Origin of the sequence: Microbacterium sp. NPDC088619 (genome assembly GCF_044752825.1) — a bacterium.
GTDB lineage: Bacteria > Actinomycetota > Actinomycetes > Actinomycetales > Microbacteriaceae > Microbacterium.
The window spans coordinates 79,681-97,500 of the sequence record NZ_JBIVLZ010000001.1 but is presented as its reverse complement, the minus strand read 5'-3'; the positions used below and the strand labels follow the sequence as shown (position 1 = coordinate 97,500).

General features: G+C 67.1%; 17 protein-coding genes. All 17 read right to left on the bottom strand.

Annotated elements, in window-relative coordinates:
* Positions 1-12: 12 nt before the first annotated feature.
* Positions 13-1,035, bottom strand: coding sequence for a quinone-dependent dihydroorotate dehydrogenase (locus tag ACIP5T_RS00520; RefSeq protein WP_400859728.1), 1,023 nt, complete (start codon positions 1,033-1,035; stop codon positions 13-15).
* Between the two features lie 10 nt (positions 1,036-1,045).
* Positions 1,046-1,516, bottom strand: a complete 471-nt coding sequence (gene nrdR, locus ACIP5T_RS00515; RefSeq protein WP_400859726.1) for a transcriptional regulator NrdR — start codon at positions 1,514-1,516, stop codon at positions 1,046-1,048.
* A 10-nt stretch (positions 1,517-1,526) separates the two neighbouring features.
* On the bottom strand, positions 1,527-2,834 hold the full coding sequence (hisD, locus tag ACIP5T_RS00510) for a histidinol dehydrogenase (protein ID WP_400864540.1): 1,308 nt from the start codon (positions 2,832-2,834) through the stop codon (positions 1,527-1,529).
* Positions 2,834-4,192, bottom strand: coding sequence for a hypothetical protein (locus ACIP5T_RS00505; RefSeq protein ID WP_400859724.1), 1,359 nt, complete (start codon positions 4,190-4,192; stop codon positions 2,834-2,836). The genes hisD and ACIP5T_RS00505 overlap by 1 nt, the downstream gene beginning before the upstream one ends.
* A gap of 113 nt (positions 4,193-4,305) precedes the next feature.
* Complete coding sequence (gene dnaE, locus ACIP5T_RS00500) at positions 4,306-7,824, bottom strand: DNA polymerase III subunit alpha (protein ID WP_400859722.1); 3,519 nt, start codon at positions 7,822-7,824, stop codon at positions 4,306-4,308.
* Between the two features lie 64 nt (positions 7,825-7,888).
* Positions 7,889-9,013: a hypothetical protein gene (locus tag ACIP5T_RS00495; protein WP_400859720.1), complete on the bottom strand. Its 1,125-nt coding sequence runs from the start codon at positions 9,011-9,013 to the stop codon at positions 7,889-7,891.
* The gene (locus ACIP5T_RS00490; RefSeq protein WP_400859718.1) at positions 9,000-9,584 is read right to left on the bottom strand and encodes an RNA polymerase sigma factor; all 585 of its coding nucleotides are present in this window, start codon (positions 9,582-9,584) and stop codon (positions 9,000-9,002) included. Before ACIP5T_RS00490 ends, ACIP5T_RS00495 begins: the two co-directional genes overlap by 14 nt.
* A gap of 31 nt (positions 9,585-9,615) precedes the next feature.
* Entirely contained in the window at positions 9,616-10,215 is a 600-nt protein-coding gene (locus ACIP5T_RS00485) for a GNAT family N-acetyltransferase (RefSeq protein ID WP_400859716.1), read from the bottom strand.
* A 43-nt stretch (positions 10,216-10,258) separates the two neighbouring features.
* Positions 10,259-11,179 carry an RluA family pseudouridine synthase gene (locus ACIP5T_RS00480; RefSeq protein WP_400859714.1) on the bottom strand — a complete coding sequence of 307 codons (921 nt, stop codon included), beginning with the start codon at positions 11,177-11,179 and terminating at the stop codon, positions 10,259-10,261.
* 2 nt (positions 11,180-11,181) lie between these two features.
* A complete protein-coding gene (gene lspA / locus ACIP5T_RS00475) occupies positions 11,182-11,790 on the bottom strand; it encodes a signal peptidase II (protein WP_400864537.1) in 609 nt (202 codons plus the stop codon).
* A gap of 51 nt (positions 11,791-11,841) precedes the next feature.
* Positions 11,842-12,447 (bottom strand): DivIVA domain-containing protein, encoded by a 606-nt coding sequence (locus tag ACIP5T_RS00470; protein WP_400859712.1) that lies wholly within the window; start codon positions 12,445-12,447, stop codon positions 11,842-11,844.
* Between the two features lie 154 nt (positions 12,448-12,601).
* The gene (locus ACIP5T_RS00465; RefSeq protein ID WP_400859710.1) at positions 12,602-12,901 is read right to left on the bottom strand and encodes a YggT family protein; all 300 of its coding nucleotides are present in this window, start codon (positions 12,899-12,901) and stop codon (positions 12,602-12,604) included.
* A gap of 3 nt (positions 12,902-12,904) precedes the next feature.
* Positions 12,905-13,381 carry a cell division protein SepF gene (locus ACIP5T_RS00460; RefSeq protein ID WP_400859708.1) on the bottom strand — a complete coding sequence of 159 codons (477 nt, stop codon included), beginning with the start codon at positions 13,379-13,381 and terminating at the stop codon, positions 12,905-12,907.
* 42 nt (positions 13,382-13,423) lie between these two features.
* Positions 13,424-14,128, bottom strand: a complete 705-nt coding sequence (locus tag ACIP5T_RS00455) for a YggS family pyridoxal phosphate-dependent enzyme (RefSeq protein WP_400859707.1) — start codon at positions 14,126-14,128, stop codon at positions 13,424-13,426.
* Positions 14,125-15,276: a cell division protein FtsZ gene (gene ftsZ, locus ACIP5T_RS00450; protein WP_400859705.1), complete on the bottom strand. Its 1,152-nt coding sequence runs from the start codon at positions 15,274-15,276 to the stop codon at positions 14,125-14,127. Before ftsZ ends, ACIP5T_RS00455 begins: the two co-directional genes overlap by 4 nt.
* Before the next feature lie 176 nt (positions 15,277-15,452).
* Entirely contained in the window at positions 15,453-16,400 is a 948-nt protein-coding gene (locus tag ACIP5T_RS00445) for an FtsQ-type POTRA domain-containing protein (RefSeq protein WP_400859704.1), read from the bottom strand.
* 3 nt (positions 16,401-16,403) lie between these two features.
* Positions 16,404-17,801 (bottom strand): UDP-N-acetylmuramate--L-alanine ligase, encoded by a 1,398-nt coding sequence (murC, locus tag ACIP5T_RS00440; protein ID WP_400859703.1) that lies wholly within the window; start codon positions 17,799-17,801, stop codon positions 16,404-16,406.
* Positions 17,802-17,820 lie beyond the last annotated feature (19 nt).

Genomic DNA, 17,820 nt, shown 5'->3' with positions numbered 1-17,820 from the left:
GGGTGCGATGGTTCAGCGGGCGAGGAGGCCCCGGTTGATCTCGCGACCCCAGAAGGGACCGCGGTAGAGGAAGGCCGTGTAGCCCTGCACGAGCGTGGCTCCGGCTTCGAGTCTCTCCTGCACGTCTGACGACGTCTCCACTCCCCCCACGGCGATCACGCAGAAGTCCTCGGGCACCGCCGAACGCACGAGACGCAGCACCTGCAGGGAACGCTCCTTGAGCGGCGCTCCCGAGAGCCCGCCAGCCCCGATCTCCGCGACCGTCGCCGCGTCCGTAGTGAGTCCGGCCCTGCTGATCGTGGTGTTGTGAGCGATGATTCCGGCGAGTCCTTCGTCGACCGCGAGCTTCGCGATGGCGACGATCTCGTCGTCTGAGAGGTCGGGAGCGATCTTGACGAGCAGCGGAGTCTCACCGGATGCTGCCCGCACCGCCCTGAGGAGCGGGGCCAGCGTCTCGACGGCCTGAAGTCCTCGCAGACCGGGGGTGTTCGGGGATGAGACGTTGACTGCCAGGTAGTCGGCGAGGGGTGCGAGTCTCGTCGCCGAAGCCACGTAGTCGGCGGTGGCGTTCTCGACGTCGACGACCCGACTCTTGCCGATGTTCACTCCGATGACCGTGTCGGGTGCGCCGCGCCGCAGTCGCGCGAGTCGGCGGGCGGCGGCGTCCGCTCCCGCGTTGTTGAACCCCATCCGGTTGATGACCGCTCGATCGGCGACCAGGCGGAACAGCCGCGGCTTGGGGTTGCCCTCCTGCGGGATCGCCGTGACGGTGCCGATCTCGACATGTCCGAAGCCGAGCGCGGCGAGACCGCGGACGCCGACGGCGTTCTTGTCGAATCCCGCCGCGATGCCGAACGGAGAGGAGAAGGTGAGGCCGAGCGCCTGCACCCGCAGGGACGGGTCGGGCTTCGTCAGCGCGCGTGTCGCCCGGGAGAACGGCGGAGCACCGAGCACGCGGATCACCGCCATACCGGCGTGGTGGGCGAACTCGGGGTCGAAGCGCGACAGGACAGCGCGAAAGAGCAGCGGATACATCCCTGCCAGATTACCGGTCGACGGGCTCCGGCTTGACGTGGTCCGAGCGAAGATCTGTGATCGCGCTCTCGAAGTCCTCGAGCGAGTCGAAGGCCTGATACACGCTGGCGAACCGCAGGTAGGCGACCTCGTCGAGGTCGCGGAGAGGTCCGAGGATCGCGAGGCCGATCTCATTCGTGTCGAGCTGCGAGACGCCGGTCTGTCGGACGGCCTCCTCCACCCGCTGAGCGAGGATCGCCAGATCCGCTTCCGTGACGGGCCGCCCCTGACAGGCCTTGCGCACGCCCGAGATGACCTTCTCGCGACTGAACGGCTCCATGACGCCAGATCGCTTGATGACGTTGAGGCTCGCGGTCTCCGTCGTCGTGAAACGACCACCGCACTCGGGACACTGACGTCGACGCCGGATCGAGAGACCGTCATCACTGGTGCGGGAATCGATGACCCGGGAGTCCGAGTGACGGCAGAAGGGGCAGTGCATCTGACCGATCCTACGCGGTGAACCGCGCCTCGATCGCCTCACCGTGCGCAGGGAGCACCTCGGTCTCGGCGAGGGCGACCACTCCTGCGCGCACCTCGGCGAGTGCAGCTCGATCGTATGAGATGACCTGCTGCGGACGAAGGAACGTGTACGCGCCGAGTCCGGGCGCATAGCGCGCCTGTCCCCCGGTGGGCAGGACGTGATTGCTGCCGGCCATGTAGTCGCCGAGACTCACCGGGGTGTGGTCTCCCACGAACACCGCGCCTGCGCTGGTGAAGCTGTCTGCCGCGGCCTCGGCATCTTCGAGGTGCAGCTCGAGGTGCTCGGGAGCGTACGCGTTGCTGAACGCCGTCGCCATCGCACGGTCATCGACCAGGACGATCGCCGACTGCGGCCCGTCGAGAGCCGCCGCCACGCGCGTCGCGTGGCGCGTGGCGCCCGCCTGCCGCTCGACCTCGGCGGCGACGCTGTCGGCCAGCTGCGGAGAATCGGTGACGAGCACAGCCGACGCCTGCTCATCGTGCTCCGCCTGGCTGACGAGGTCGGCGGCGATGAGCCGCGGGTCGGCGGCGGCGTCTGCGACGACGAGGATCTCGGTGGCCCCTGCCTCCGAATCGGTGCCGACGACCCCGGCCACCGCACGTTTCGCGGAAGCGACGTAGTTGTTGCCCGGCCCTGACAGGACGTCGACCGGATCGAGCCCGATCCCCGCGACGCCGTGCGCGAAGGATCCGATCGCCCCGGCTCCGCCGATCGCGTACACCTCGGTGATGCCGAGCAGACCTGCCGCGGCGAGGATCGTGGGGTGCACACGCCCGCCCTGGTCCTGCTGCGGCGGTGAGGCGAGCGCGATCTGCCGCACTCCCGCGACCTGCGCAGGAACGACGTTCATGATGACGCTGGACGGATAGACGGCTTTGCCTCCGGGGATGTACACCCCTGCTCGGTGCACCGGCTGCCACCGCTGCGTGATCGTCGCGCCGGTGCCGATCCGCGTGATCCGACGTTCGGGAACCTGTGCCGCCGAGGCGATGCGCACTCGGCGGATCGCCTCTTCGAGAGCGACACGGACGTCGGGCGCGAGGACCTCGAGGGCGTCGGCGATGTGCTGGGCGGGCACCCGGATATCGTGGCCGGTGACCCGATCGAAGCGTTCGGCCTGCTCGCGCAGAGCATCCTCGCCCCGCTCTCGCACGTCGTCGACGATTCGTGCGGCGGTATCGAGCGCCTCGGCTCGTGCCTGGGTGGCGCGCGGCACGGCCGCGAGCATGTCAGCCGGCGAGAGCGTGCGCCCCCGCAGATCGATCGTGCGCAAGATCAGCCTCTCGTGATGTCTGCGATGTCGTGCAGGTAGCCGATGCGCCCGTCGTCGTGTCTGATGACGAATGCACCACCGCGGTCCTCGATGACGAGAGCCCACGCGTTCGGACCGATCCTGAAGATGCTCTCGCCGCGTTCGTCATGCACGTCGCGCTCCGTCGGCGCGAGGATCCAGAATGGCTGCGGGGCCGAGAAGGAGTCCTGCGGGTTCGTCGCAGCGAAGTCGGTCTCGTCGTCGAGGGCGGGGAACGCGGTCGTCTCGGCCGACGAGACATCGCGAGCGGTCGTACCCAGGAGAGACTCGATGCTGCCCGTGTCCGAGACGATCTCGGGTTCCTGCCCGCGCGACCGACGTGAGTACGCGGGCGTGTACTCCTCATCGGAGGTCGTCTCCTCGGTTCCCGTCCCCCCGCCCGAGGCGTGCGAGGAGAGGGGCACCTGCTCGGCGAGATCCAGACGAGCCACCTCATCCGTCGCCTGCTCACCGGACAGCTCGACGTCGATACCCGCCGCCGGAGCGGCCGTGGTCGTGTAGGCCGGCGGCGCGGCCTCGATCGTGTGCGGTGCCGGGACGGGGTCTGTGGTGGGAGCCACCGGGGCGAGGTGCGACTCGGAGGCGTCGGAAGCCGCATCAGGAACGATGTGGCCAGCTTCCGGCTCCGCCTCCGTGTGCGTGTGCGGGGCGGGGTGTGCATCGGAGGCCACGGACGTGTCGTGCTCGGGGGCGGCGGGCTCGGGGCGTGGCCGCGCGATGACCGGCCGGACCGGATTGGCATTGCGGTGCGCGAGGGTGACGAGTCGGCCCTGGAAATCTTCCTTGAGACCGGGCACCAGCGGAGCGAACACCGTGAGGACGACGAGCGCGAGCGCCGCGAGGAGCTGGACGACACCGTTCCAAGGCAGCCCGAAGACACCGAACTCGATCACGAACGCGACGGCGTTCCAGAGGGCTCCCAGCCAGAAGACCGCCGAGACGGAGAACGCCACCGACGCGAACTGGTCGATCCCCAGCGAACCGACACGGCGGATGCCGTCAGGCGAGAAACGGCGAAGGACCAGCAGGAACACCGCGACAGTCGGCGCACCGATGGGCAGAATCCACTGGATACCGGCCCCCCAGATCGACGCGTCGCCGACGTAGGGGAAGAACGAGGCGATGAAGGCGATGAGCCACACGCCGACGATCAGCAGCTCTCGCAGTGTGAAGCCGAGGATTCCGTACTCCGGCGTCACCTGGTCATCGTAGAGAACGCCGTCGTCATCGGAGAATTCCTCGTCGACGGCCACTTCGTCTGCGGCCGCGTAGCGGTCCGCATCCGATTCGTCATTGTTCAGGAAGGGTGATTCCGTGCTCATGGGGAGGGTCCTTTCGCCACGGTGCAGCGCCTCTGCGGCGTGCACCCGAACGCGTCCTGATACTACCCGGTGCATCCGTGAGGACCCATCGAGCGGTGGTGCTTCACCGACGCTCAGCCCAGGCAGGTCGGACCGAGCAGCGACTTGAGATCGCCGAACAGATCGGCCGAGACCTTGACGGGCATCGGCACGTCGAAGACCTTGGCCGTGCCTCCGCGGTGCACGCGCAGAACCACCTCGGTGTCGCCGTTGTGACGTCGAAGCACTTCGGCCAGCTCGGTCATCACCCGCTCGGTCGCCCTCTGCTCGGCCAGCACGAGCGACAGGGGGCCCGCGGCGTCGAACGAGCCGACATCCGGCGCGAAAGCCGACTGGGCGTGCAGGTTGAGACCGTCATCGCGCTTCGACACCCGTCCGCGCACGGCGAGGATGGAGTCCTGCTGCAGGATGTGCTGGAACTCGGTGTACGTCTTGCCCATGAACATGACCGTCACCTCGCCGTTGAAGTCCTCGACGGTGATCATGCCGTACGGGTTTCCGCTGGCCTTGGCGACACGGTGCTGAACGCTCGTGACGAGACCGGCGACAGTGACCTGCTCTCCGTCCTGCATGTCCTCGGAGTTGATGAGGTTGTGGATCGAGATCGATGCGTGCTTCGCGAGCGGCACCTCGAGCCCGGCGAGGGGGTGGTCGGAGACGTAGAGCCCGAGCATCTCGCGCTCGAAGGCGAGCTTGTCCTTCTTGATCCACTCCGGACGTGCCGGCACCTTCGCAGGCGCCACCTCCTCCGTGCCGTCGTACAGGCTGTCGAAGTCGAATCCGATCGCGCCCTGCGCCTCGTTCCGCTTGCGATCCACAGCCGCCTCGACCGCATCCTCGTGGACTTCGAGCAGGGCGCGGCGGGAGTCCCCCATCGAGTCGAATGCGCCCGCCTTGATCAGCGATTCGACGGTGCGCTTGTTCGAGACATGCAGCGGCACCTTCTCGAGGAAGTGATGGAACGACGTGAATCGCTCGTCTTTGCGCGCCGCGATGATGCCCTCGACCACGTTGCTGCCGACGTTGCGGACGGCACCCAATCCGAAGCGAATGTCGTCACCGACGGCGGCGAAGTACTTGATCGACTCGGAGACATCGGGCGGGAGCACCTTGATGCCCATGCGACGGCACTCGTTGAGGTACAGCGCCATCTTGTCTTTCGAGTCGCCGACGCTGGTGAGCAGCGCGGCCATGTACTCGGCGGGATAGTGGGCCTTGAGGTAGGCGGTCCAGTACGAGACCACGCCATAGGCAGCCGAGTGCGCCTTGTTGAAGGCGTAGTCCGAGAACGGGAGCAGGATCTCCCAGATCGCGTTGACGGCTCCGTCGGAGTATCCGTTGGCGTGCATACCGGCCTGGAAGCCCTCGAACTGCTTGTCCAGCTCCGACTTCTTCTTCTTGCCCATCGCCCGACGGAGGATGTCGGCCTGTCCGAGGGAGAACCCGGCCACGCGCTGTGCGATGGCCATCACCTGCTCCTGGTAGATGATCAGACCGTAGGACTCGTCGAGGATGTCGGCGAGCGACTCTGTGAACTCCGGATGGATCGGCGTGATGGGCTGCTGACCGTTCTTGCGCAGCGCATAGTTCGTGTGCGAGTTCGCGCCCATGGGCCCCGGACGGTACAGCGCGATGAGCGCCGAGATGTCACCGAAGTTGTCGGGGCGCATCAGGCGCATGAGCGATCGCATCGGACCGCCGTCGAGCTGGAAGACGCCGAGCGATTCGCCTCGCCCGAGCAGATCGTAGGCCCCGCGGTCGTCGAGCGCGAGGTGCTCGAGGTCGAGCTCCTCTCCGCGGTTGGTGCGGATGTTGTCGAGCGCGTCCGAGATGATCGTCAGGTTTCGCAGCCCGAGGAAGTCCATCTTGATCAGGCCGAGCGACTCGCACGAGGGGTAGTCGAACTGCGTGACGATCTGGCCGTCCTGCTCGCGGCGCATGATCGGGATGATGTCGATCAGCGGCTCGGACGACATGATCACGCCCGCCGCATGCACGCCCCACTGGCGTTTCAGGCCCTCGAGGCCGAGCGCACGGTCGAAGACGGTCTTCGCCTCGGGGTCGGTCTCGATCAGGACGCGGAACTCGCTCGCCTCCTTGTAGCGGGGGTGCGCGGAGTCGAACATTCCGTCGAGGGGCATGTCCTTGCCCATCACGGGCGGCGGCATCGCCTTGGTCAGCCGCTCGCCCATGCTGAACGGGAAGCCGAGCACGCGGCCGGCATCCTTCAGCGCCTGCTTGGACTTGATCGTGCCGTACGTGACGATCTGGGCGACACGCTCGGATCCGTACTTCCTGGTCACGTAGTCGATGACCTCGCCGCGACGCCGGTCGTCGAAGTCGACGTCGAAGTCGGGCATCGAGACGCGGTCGGGGTTCAGGAAGCGTTCGAAGATGAGCCCGTGCTCGAGTGGGTCGAGATCGGTGATCTTCATGGCGTAGGCGACCATGGAGCCGGCTCCGGAACCACGTCCCGGCCCCACCCGGATGCCATTGTCCTTGGCCCAGTTGATGAAGTCGGCGACGACGAGGAAGTAGCCGGGGAATCCCATCTGGAGGATGATGCCGGTCTCGTACTCGGCCTGCTTGCGCACCTTGTCGGGGATCCCGTTCGGGTACCGGTAGTGGAGCCCCGCCTCGACCTCTTTGATGAGCCAGCTGTCTTCGGTCTCCCCGTCGGGCACCGGGAACCGCGGCATGTAGTTCGCCGCCGTGTTGAACTCGACCTCGCAGCGTTCGGCGATCAGCAGAGTGTTGTCGCACGCCTCGGGGTGATCGCGGAAGAGCTGACGCATCTCGGCGGCGGTCTTGATGTAGTAGCCGTCGCCGTCGAACTTGAAGCGGTTCGGGTCGTCGAGCGTCGAGCCCGACTGCACGCACAGCAGCGCCTCGTGCGCGTCGGCCTCGTGCTGGTGCGTGTAGTGCGAGTCGTTCGTGCCCACGAGCGGGATGCTCAGATCCTTCGCGAGCCGGATCAGATCGGTCATGACCCTGCGCTCGATGGAGAGACCGTGATCCATGATCTCGGCGAAGTAGTTCTCCTTGCCGAACAGGTCCTGGAACTCCGCAGCCGCCGCGCGTGCGGCGTCGTACTGGCCGAGGCGCAGACGTGTCTGGATCTCGCCCGACGGGCACCCGGTCGTGGCGATCAGGCCCTTGCCGTAGGTCTGGAGCAGCTCACGGTCCATCCGGGGCTTGAAGTAGTAGCCCTCCATGCTCGACAGCGAGCTGAGGCGGAACAGGTTGTGCATGCCCTGCGTGCTCTCGCTCCACATCGTCATGTGGGTATAGGCACCGGAGCCCGAGACGTCATCGCTCTTCTGGTCCGGAGACCCCCACTGCACTCGAGTCTTGTCGCTGCGATGCGTGCCGGGCGTGACATAGGCCTCGAGCCCGATGATCGGCTTGACGCCCGCCGCATTCGCCGCTTTGTAGAACTCGAAGGCGGCGAACGTGTTGCCGTGGTCGGTCACCGCGATGGCCGGCATGTCGTAGTCGGCCGCCGCCTGGGTCATCGCCGCGATCTTCGCCGCCCCGTCGAGCATCGAGTACTCGCTGTGCACGTGCAGGTGGACGAAGGAGTCGGATGCCATGATTCGAGTCTACTTTCGGCCTGGGACATCGAGCGCCCGGCGCCCCTCACCGTCGCCCTCCACGTCACGGAAGCGAATCGACCACGCTGACGGTGTAGACGTACCGCTCGTCGACCATGGTGGCGGGGATCAGGCCCGACACGATGTCGAGCGTCGCCGTCTGCTCCCGCACGAGGCCAGTGGTCGTGTCGATCGTGACCGAGCGCCTCTGGGTGGCGTCCTCGCCGGAGAGCGCTTCGGTCGCCGCCGAGAAGCGCAACGTCACCAGGTCTCCGTCGGTGGAGACGATCTCAGATCCGGGAAGCAGGCTGAGAGCCTCGTACATCGTCGCGCGCTCCGCGCTCGAGCCGAGGTTGTGCGACAGCAGCTCGATGAGGACCCACCCGACCTTGTAGTCCTGATCGCCGGTGCTGACCCCCTGATTCGCGCGGATCCACTCGATGAGTCCCTGCGGGTCCGTCGGCATCGCCGCGAAGAACGCTCCGAGACCGTAGCCGTCAGGGGTCGCCCAAGGGGCTGACGGCCCGTCGTCGAAGTAGGAATCGCCGTTCGACGAGATCGCGTCCTTGTGTGCCTGGGACAGTTCCACGGCGTCGGGTCCGAATGTGTCGGTCACCGTCCAGGGCTGATCCGGAGCGATGAGCCACTGTTCTGCGGGATCTGCCGGGGAATAGGAGTAGTAGGACGACGTCCCGCGCCAGGCGTTCTGGGCGTTCGATCTGTCCGCCTGGTACTGGCCGCCCTCCGGATCGGGCTGGTGATAGACGACCTGCTCCGATTGCGTGTGCACGCGCAGATACTGTCCCGGCGCGAGCGTCAGCCCGGTGAACGCTCGGGACGCGGTCGCGGCGGCGCCGAACACCTGTGCGGACGTCATCGGAGCCTGTGTGGGAGCAGGTGTCGGGGGCGCGGGCGTCTGAGTCTGCCCCGGCTCACTCGTCGGGACGGCCTCGATCGCAGGGGTCGTCTGAGCCGTGATCCCGTTGACTGCCACCACTCCGATGACGACCGCGACCGCAGCTCCGAGCACCGAGCCGGCAAGCACCCATCTCGGCCTGGAAGAACGCGCGGCGCCTGGACTCGTGTTAGCCGCGATCTCGCGCAACAGTCGAGCGCGAGCCGCCTCGAGGTGCGAATCTGCACCGTCGAGATCCGGCTTGGTCTGCTGAACCCTCTCAAACACGTCCACGAACTTCTCCTTCCTTCTGCTTCTCGAATGCCTGGATCCTTCGTGCGGGATCCAATCGCCTGCGAACGCGATTCAGCCGTGATCGCACGGTGCCCACCGGCACCCCGAGCGCATCTGCGACGTCGTCGTAGCTCATGCCCTGCCAGGCATACAGCAGCAGCGTCTCGCGGTCCTTGGGGGCGAGCGCCGTGATCCTCTCCCTGAGCGCGCGCAGTTCGCGCTCGGCATCCACGCGCCGCATCGCCTCGTCGAGTCCGCCGAGCGACACATGGTCCTCGCCGACGACAGCGGCGAACGCACGCCAGTGCCGTGCCTCCACGGCTCTGTGCCGACGGATGAGCCGTGAGGCGATCCCGAGCAGCCACGGTGCGGCCGAGTCCTTGCTCAGGTCGAAATCGGCCCGGCGACGGAACGCGACGAGGAATGTCTCGCTGAGCACGTCTTCGGCTGCGTCGGAGCCGATGCGGTAGGCCGCGAACGCGTTGACCGCGCGCGCGTGTCGGTCGAACAACTCGGCGAATGCCTCCGGCCGGCCCAGCGACCGCCGGATGATCTCACTGTCTGTGCTCACACTATGTATTGCCTCTGTGGGGTGATGAGGTTCACGCTTTCTTCGCCCGTAGGCGCGATCCGCGTAGATCGAGGCGCATCAGCACTCGGGGGAACCCGTCGAGAGTGGATCCGGTGTCAGCGGCCTTCTGGAACCCTGCGCTCTCGAACAGTCGCCTGGTCCCGACGTAGGCCATCGTCAGGTTCACCTTCTCACCGCGGTTGTCGACCGGGTACCCTTCGACCGCCGGAGCCCCGCGCTGCTGCGCGTAGGCGACCGCACCCTCGATCAGTGCATGCGAGATGCCCTGCTTCCGATGACCGGGGCGGACGCGGATGCACCACAACGACCAGGGGTCGAGGTCATCGATGTGCGGGATCAGCCGATTGCGGGCGAAGCTCGTCTCACTGCGAGGATGCAGAGCCGCCCACCCCACGGGCTCTGCGTCGAGATAGGCGATGACTCCTGGCGGCGGGTCCTGATGGCAGAGCTCGCGCACGCGGTCGGCACGCTCCGTGCCCCGCAGTGCGTTGTTCTCCTTGCTGCCGATCCGGTAGCTCAGGCAGAAGCACACGTTCGACGTCGGCTTCTTCGGACCGACGAGAGCCGCGACGTCGTCGAAGTCTGTCGCCGCGCGCACCTCGATGCTCATATGCTCAGTCTGACCCACATGGCCGACATTCCGTGCTGCCGATTCACTCGCCGCGCAGGATCTCCAGCGCATGCTCGAAATCTGCGGGGTAGGGCGACTCGAACTGCACCCAGTCCCCCGTCGCCGGGTGCGCGAACGCGAGCCTGTGCGCATGCAGCCATTGACGGGTCAAGCCGAGTCGGGCCGACAGCGTCGGATCAGCGCCGTAGAGAGGGTCACCCGCACAGGGGTGCCGAAGCGCCGCCATGTGCACGCGGATCTGGTGCGTGCGCCCGGTCTCGAGGTGGATCTCGAGCAGCGACGCCCCTGGAAACGCCTCGAGCGTCTCGTAGTGGGTCACCGACGGCTTGCCGTCCGGCACCACTGCGAACTTCCAGGAGTGATTCGGATGCCGGCCGATCGGTGCATCGATCGTTCCGGTCAACGGGTCAGGATGCCCCTGGACGACCGCATGATAGATCTTCTCGACCGTGCGTTCTTTGAACGCATGCTTCAACCTCGTGTAGGCGTTCTCGCTCTTCGCCACCACCATGAGACCGCTGGTGCCGACGTCCAGACGATGCACGACGCCCTGACGCTCCGGAGCCCCACTGGTGGCCACCCGGAAACCTGCCGCGGCGAGAGCGCCGACGACCGTCGGGCCCTCCCACCCGAGTGAGGGGTGCGCAGCGACGCCCGTGGGCTTGTCGACCACGACGATGTCGTCATCGTCGTAGACGATTCCGAGTTCGGGAACCGCGATCGGGATGATCCGCGGCTCCTCCTTCGGCTGCCACTCCACCTCGAGCCATCCTCCGCCGCGCAGACGGTCGGACTTGTCGAGGGTGACTCCATCGAGGCGCACTCCTCCGGCAGAGGCGACGTCGGCGGCGAACGTACGCGAGAAGCCCATCAGCTTCGCGAGCGCTGCGTCGACGCGTGAGCCCTCCAATCCGTCAGGAACCGGGAGGGAGCGGAACTCCACGCTCAGCGTCCGTCCGAGGCCGGGGCCGGGGCATCAGGAGACGCTCCGTCCTGGCGGGACACGTCGGGGCGAGAGCCCGAGTCGGCTTCTTCGGCCAGGGCGGCGGCCTCGGCCTGCTCATCGGTCTCGACAGGCGCATGGTCTCGTTCGCGCGTGCCGTCGAAACGGAGCCCGAGCACCACGAGCAGTGCGACGGAGATCATTCCGCTGACGATGAAGATGTCGGCGACGTTGAAGATCGCGGGCATCATCCAGGGCATCGAGATCATGTCGACCACGTGTCCCATGGGGAACCCGGGATCGCGGAAGAGGCGATCGGTGAGGTTGCCGAGAACTCCTCCGAGCAGGCATCCGAGCACCACGGCCCAGAGGCGGGAGTGAAGCCCGAAGGCCTTCCACACGATCACGCCGGCGACCACCGCGAGCGCGATGGTGAAGATCCATGTGACATCGGATCCCAGCGAGAACGCCGCACCGGGGTTGCGCACGTAGTAGAGCTGAAGGAACTCACCGAGCACCGGCACCGGCTCCTGCAGAGGCAGGTTCTCGGTGGTGAGGTACTTCACAAACTGATCGGCGGCCAGCACGATCGCTGCGAGAACCGCAACGATCGCGCCGGCCGCCGACCGACGAAGGGGACGACGTCCTGGCAAAAGGACGACCTACAGTCCGATCGCGGAGACCGGAGTCGAGTCCGTCGACGCCGACTTCTCGTCGAGATCGCGGAGCTGACCCTCGATGTAGCCGCGAAGCTGCGAGCGGTAGTCGCGCTCGAAGTTGCGGAGTTCGGTGATCCGAGCCTCGAGTGCATTGCGCTCGCGCTCGAGACGGGCCGACTCTTCGCGCTGCTTGGCCTCGGCCTCGGTGCGGATGCGGTTGACTTCGCCCTCCGCCTCTGCGATGAGCTGAGCGCGCTTGGCCTCACCCTCGGCGACGTGCTCATCGTGCAGGCGCTGCGCCAGCTCGATGATGCCGGCGGTCGCGGTCGCGGAACCCGACGGAGCGGGCTCTGCGGCAGCGGGAGCCGACGCGGGAGCCTCTTCGACGACCGCGGCGGGTGCCTCTGCAGCGGCTGCGGGAGCGGCCGGCGCGTCGCCGGACTCGTACGCGGCCAGCTTGGCCTTGAGTTCGACGTTCTCTTCGAGGGCCTTGCGCCACTCGATGACGATCTCGTCGAGGAAGTCGTCGACCTCGTCTGGGTCGAAGCCGTCCTTGAATCGGACGTGCTGGAACTGCTTGGTGACGACGTCATCCGGGGTAAGTGCCATGGTGGCTCCTTCGATGAGTTCGGTTGCCAGTTTGGAGAATGGCGTGGTCGAGATTCGGCGCGAACCCGGGGCGCGCACCTGGGAGCCAAGCATAGTCCCCGAGCCTGTCAGTCGCGACGCCGCGACACCCCAGGGTGCCGAAGTCGCGCAGGTCTCAGATGAAGCTTCGGACGATGCTCATGAGGATCAGCACGATCAGGATCGTGATCGAGAACCCGAAATCCAGGGACAGCGCGCCGATTCGCAGGGGTGGGATGATCCGCCGGAAGAACCGGACGGGCGGATCGGTCAACGTGTAGACGAGTTCGGCTGCAACGAGTCCGGCACCCTTGGGACGCCACTCCCGATTGAACATCGGGATATAGCTCAGGATGAGACGTGCGAAGAGCACCAGCAGGTACAGCAGAAGAGCCAGATGTACGATGCTGGCGACGATGGAGACGACGAACCCCACGGTTTACGACTGGTCGAAGCCCGCGGACTCTGCGTCCGCGTGCGCGATTCCCCCGTGGCCCGAGACCGCGATGTTCTCCGGCGAGAGCAGGAAGACCTTCGACGTGACCCGCTCGATACGGCCGTAGAGTCCGAGCGAGAGTCCCGAGGCGAAGTCGATGAGACGGCGAGCATCCGCATCGCTCATCTGCGACAGGTTGATGATGACCGGCACGCCTTCACGGAAGCTCTCCGCGATGAGCTGAGCATCGCGGTACTGCTTCGGGTGCACGGTGAGGATCTCGTTCACTGCCCCTCCTGCGGGCTGGCGCACGGCGACGGGGCGCCGTAGCGGAGTCACGGGCGCCGGAGCGGGCTCCTCGCGTTCGCGGTCGCGATCACGCTCTCGGTGGGAGCGGGCCGGAGCCTGCTCTTCCTCGTAGACCTCTTCCTCGTCGGCGAGGCCGAGATACACCATGGTCTTCTTCAGCGGGTTACCCATCGTGTCCTCCGGTTCGAACGTGTCGGGTGGTCTTTGTAGAGGTTAACCCCGGTCGGGGCGGGGTCCCGTGATTGCGGACCCGATCCGCAGGTGTGTCGCGCCCGCATCGATGGCCGCGACGAAGTCGCCGGTCATCCCTGCGGATATCCAGTCGGCGGACGGTTCCACTTCGCGCACTCTCTCGGCGATCGCGTGCAAGCGCGCGAATGCCGACGAGGGTTCCTCGTCGAGTGGCGCGACAGCCATCACGCCCCGCAGGCGCAGCGACGGAAGAGAGAGGATGTGCTCCGCGAGCGACCGGGCATCGTCGGGCTCGACTCCCCCACGACCCGCGTCGTCGGTGAGGTTCACCTGCACGAGGACGTCGAGGAGGTCGTCGCCTTCTGCGGCCCTGTGCAGGGCGTCCGCCAGCCGGTCTCGGTCGACCGAGTGCACGGCATCCGCGCTGCGGCGGATCGCGGAGGCCTTGTTGGTCTGCGCCTGGCCGATGAAGTGCCAGCGAAGATCCAGGTCATCGAGCTCGGCTGTCTTCGAGGAGAGCTCCTGCTGTCGGTTCTCCCCCACTTCACGCACGCCGAGAGAATGCAGTTCGCGGACGAGCGACGACGGATGGAACTTCGTCACGACGATCCGGGTGATCTCCCCCGGATCCCTTCCGGCCAGGCGCGCGGCGTCGGCGATCCGTTCATCGATCGCCGACAGCCGCGCTGCCAGACCGGAATCGGTCTGGCCCGGCGCCGAAGTCACTTCAGGAATTCGGGGATGTCGATGTCGTCATCCGCGAAAGCCGGCTCGATGCTCGTCGCCGCGACTCGCTGCTGCACCTTCTCGGGCGCGGGCGCCTCTGCCGCGGGCTTGCTGTCCTCGTCGTTCGACAGCGCCACCTCGGGCAGCGTGCTGGCCGCGGCCGGGCGCGATACGACCATCGGATCCAGACGGAGCGAAGGCTCGCCGCTGTCGAACCCGGCGGCGATCACGGTGACGCGCACCTCATCGCCGAGCGTGTCGTCGATGACCGTACCGAAGATGATGTTCGCCTCGGGGTGCGCAGCCTCCTTCACCAGGTCTGCCGCATCGTGGATCTCGAAGATCCCGAGGTTCGAGCCGCCCTGGATCGAGAGCAGGACTCCGTGCGCGCCTTCGATGCTGGCCTCGAGGAGCGGCGACTCGACGGCCAACTCGGCGGCCTTGATCGCGCGGTCGGCGCCACGGGCGGATCCGATTCCCATGAGCGCGGAACCGGCGCCCTGCATGACCGACTTGACGTCCGCGAAGTCGAGGTTGATGAGACCCGGCGTCGTGATGAGGTCGGTGATGCCCTGGACACCCGCGAGGAGCACCTGGTCCGCGGTGGCGAATGCCTCGATCATCGAGATGCCGCGATCGCTGATCTCGAGGAGGCGGTCGTTCGGCACCACGATGAGGGTGTCGACCTCTTCCTTGAGCTTCACCACACCGGCCTCGGCCTGACTCTGACGGCGGCGACCCTCGAAGGAGAACGGCTTGGTGACGACACCGATGGTCAGGGCGCCGATGGACTTCGCGATGCGAGCGACGACGGGGGCTCCACCGGTTCCGGTTCCGCCTCCCTCACCCGCGGTGACGAAGACCATGTCCGCACCCGTGAGAGCCTGCTCGATCTCTTCGGCGTGGTCCTCAGCGGCGCGTCGACCCACTTCGGGGTCCGCACCCGCGCCGAGCCCGCGCGTGAGCTCGCGGCCCACATCGAGCTTGACGTCGGCGTCGCTCATCAGCAGCGCCTGAGCGTCGGTGTTGACGGCGATGAACTCGACTCCGCGGAGGCCGAGATCGATCATGCGGTTGACGGCGTTGACGCCGCCACCGCCGACGCCGACGACCTTGATCACGGCGAGGTAGTTCTGGTTCTGGCTCATGGCCGGCCTCCGAATAGTCGAACCTGTCTGTGGGGAGATTCCGCCGGGTTGAACCTTAAACCTCAACTAGAGGTGTAAAGTATTTCCCGGTATTGGTTTCTCTTGTTCGAAGGTAAGCGTCACGCCCCCGTGCACTCGCAGCGACACGGGCGTGTCGCCCGTTTGCCGTCGAAACCTCAGCCCACGACCACCGCATGCGGTGATGTGACGTCGATCGTCGACGCCTCCGGGTTGCTGAGCAGGGTCTTGGTGAGCACTTCGCTCTTCATCGGAGAATCCTCCGAGCTGCCCCAGACGACCGTCAGGCCGCTGCTCAGCGTCAGTGTCACGTCGTCGGGCGTCGTGGCGCTCACTCCGGTGAGCAGGGCGCGCAACTCTGCGGGAACCGAGCGCACCACGAGACCCGCGCTCTCGAAGGCCGCAGAGTCCGTGCCGCCGTCGATCTCGAGCAGAGGCTGTCCGGCCGGCTGGTCGGTGGTCGTGGCGAGAGCGACTCCTGCGGCGTCGACGAGCGTGTAGCCGGCCTCCGAGCGGATGACACCGACCGGAGTGCGTTCGACGATCCGCACGGTGAGATCGTGTGGCGGCTTGGCCTCGAGCGCATAGGTCTCGATCAGCGGAAATGCCAGCAGGGCCGCCTTCACCTCGCTCGAGTCGACCAGCGCCAGCGGGGTGCCGACCTGGTCCGCGAGCGAGGCCTCGACCGCAGCGGCATCCAGCGTCGTCGCGCCCAGCACCGTGATCTTCTCGACGGCGAAGAGCGGACTGTACGCGGCCGCAGTGGTGCCGCCGATCAGCAGGACCACGGCGCCTATCGCGCTGAGCCAGATGATGCGACGCCGACGCGACCGCTGCGTGAACCGCCTGATCTCTGCCCGGAGCGCCTTGCGCCGCGCCCTCGCCGCTCGCCACACATCCCGCGTGGACGTCGGCCGCGCCGCGGCATCCTCGGCGGCCTCCGCGCCGACCTCGGGCGCCGGCCTCAGGGGAGCGACTCGACCGCCTGCCTGTTCGTCGAACTCCGGGTCGCGCGAGCGAGCTCGGGATCCCGACTCCGCCCGTCGCCGGGGCGCGCCCTCCGCGAGACCCGCGGGAGGCGTCGGAAGCGGAGGCGGACGACGCATCTGCTAGACCTCGGTGGTCCGCAGCGACTCGAGCACCTGCGGGATGATCTGGTAGACATTGCCGCAGCCGAGCGTGACGACGAAGTCGCCGTCGCGCGCCACCGACGCCGTGTAGTCGGCCGCCTGCTGCCAGTCGGCCACGAAATGCACGTGCGAGGGGTCGCGGAATGCGCCGCTCACCAGCTCGCCGGTGACACCGGGTACCGGGTCCTCCCGCGCGCCGTACACATCGAGCACCACCGTGTGGTCGGCATACGTCTCGAGCACATCTGCGAACTCACGGAACATGTGCTGCGTGCGTGAGTAGGTGTGCGGCTGCTGGATCGCGATGATCCTGCCCGACCCGGCGATCGATCGCATCGCCTCGAGCGCCGCGCGCACCTCTGTGGGGTGATGGGAGTAGTCGTCGTAGACCGTGACACCGCGCTCGACGCCGTGCTGCTCGAGGCGGCGCACCGTGCCGGCGAAACCCTCGACGGCGCGCGCGGACTCGGCCAGGCCGAAGCCGACCGAGAGCAGCACCGTGATGGCGCCGGCCGCGTTGATCGCGTTGTGCACGCCGGGCACGGCGAGCTGCAGTCGCACACTCTCCGACCCCCGACTCACCGTGGCCGACACGGGCCCGTCCGTCACGATGTCGGTCACTCTGACGTCCGCGCCCTCAGCCTGCCCGAAGGTGATGACGTTGGGGTGCGAGAGACCCGCTCCCACGCGCAACGCGCCGGGGTCGTCGCTCGAGATGACGACGGCCTCCGTCGCCGCATCGGCGAACCGGACGAACGCATCGTGGAACGCCTCGTCGGAACCGTAGTGGTCGAGGTGATCCGGGTCGACATTGGTGATCAAGGCGACGGCGGTGTCGTAGAGCAGGAAGGTGCCGTCGGACTCGTCGGCCTCGATGACGAACAGTTCACCCGACCCCGTCGCGCTGGAGACGCCGAGCTGTTCGATCACCCCGCCGTTGACGAAGTTCGGGTCGGCACCGAGCTCCTGAAGAGCGGTCACGATCATTCCGGTCGAGGTCGTCTTGCCGTGGGCGCCGGCGACCGAGACGAGCCGGCGAGCACCGATCAGCCAGTGCAGCGCCTGCGAGCGATGGATGACGTGCAGCCCACGCTCCTTGGCGGTGACGAACTCGGGGTTCTCGGGCCAGATCGCCCCGGTGTGGACCACGGTGTCGGCGTCCGCGAGGTGGGCTGCGTCATGCCCGACGTGCACGACCGCTCCGGCCGTCGCAAGCGCGCGCAGATTGTCGCTGTCGGCGCGATCGCTCCCCGAGACGCGGATACCCGCCTCGAGGAACATCTTGGCGAGCCCGCTCATGCCGGACCCGCCGATGCCGATGAAGTGCGCGGAGGAGATCGACTCGGGGATCGGGAGGGAGAGGTCAGGTCTGATCATGTCGAGTTCAGTCTACTTT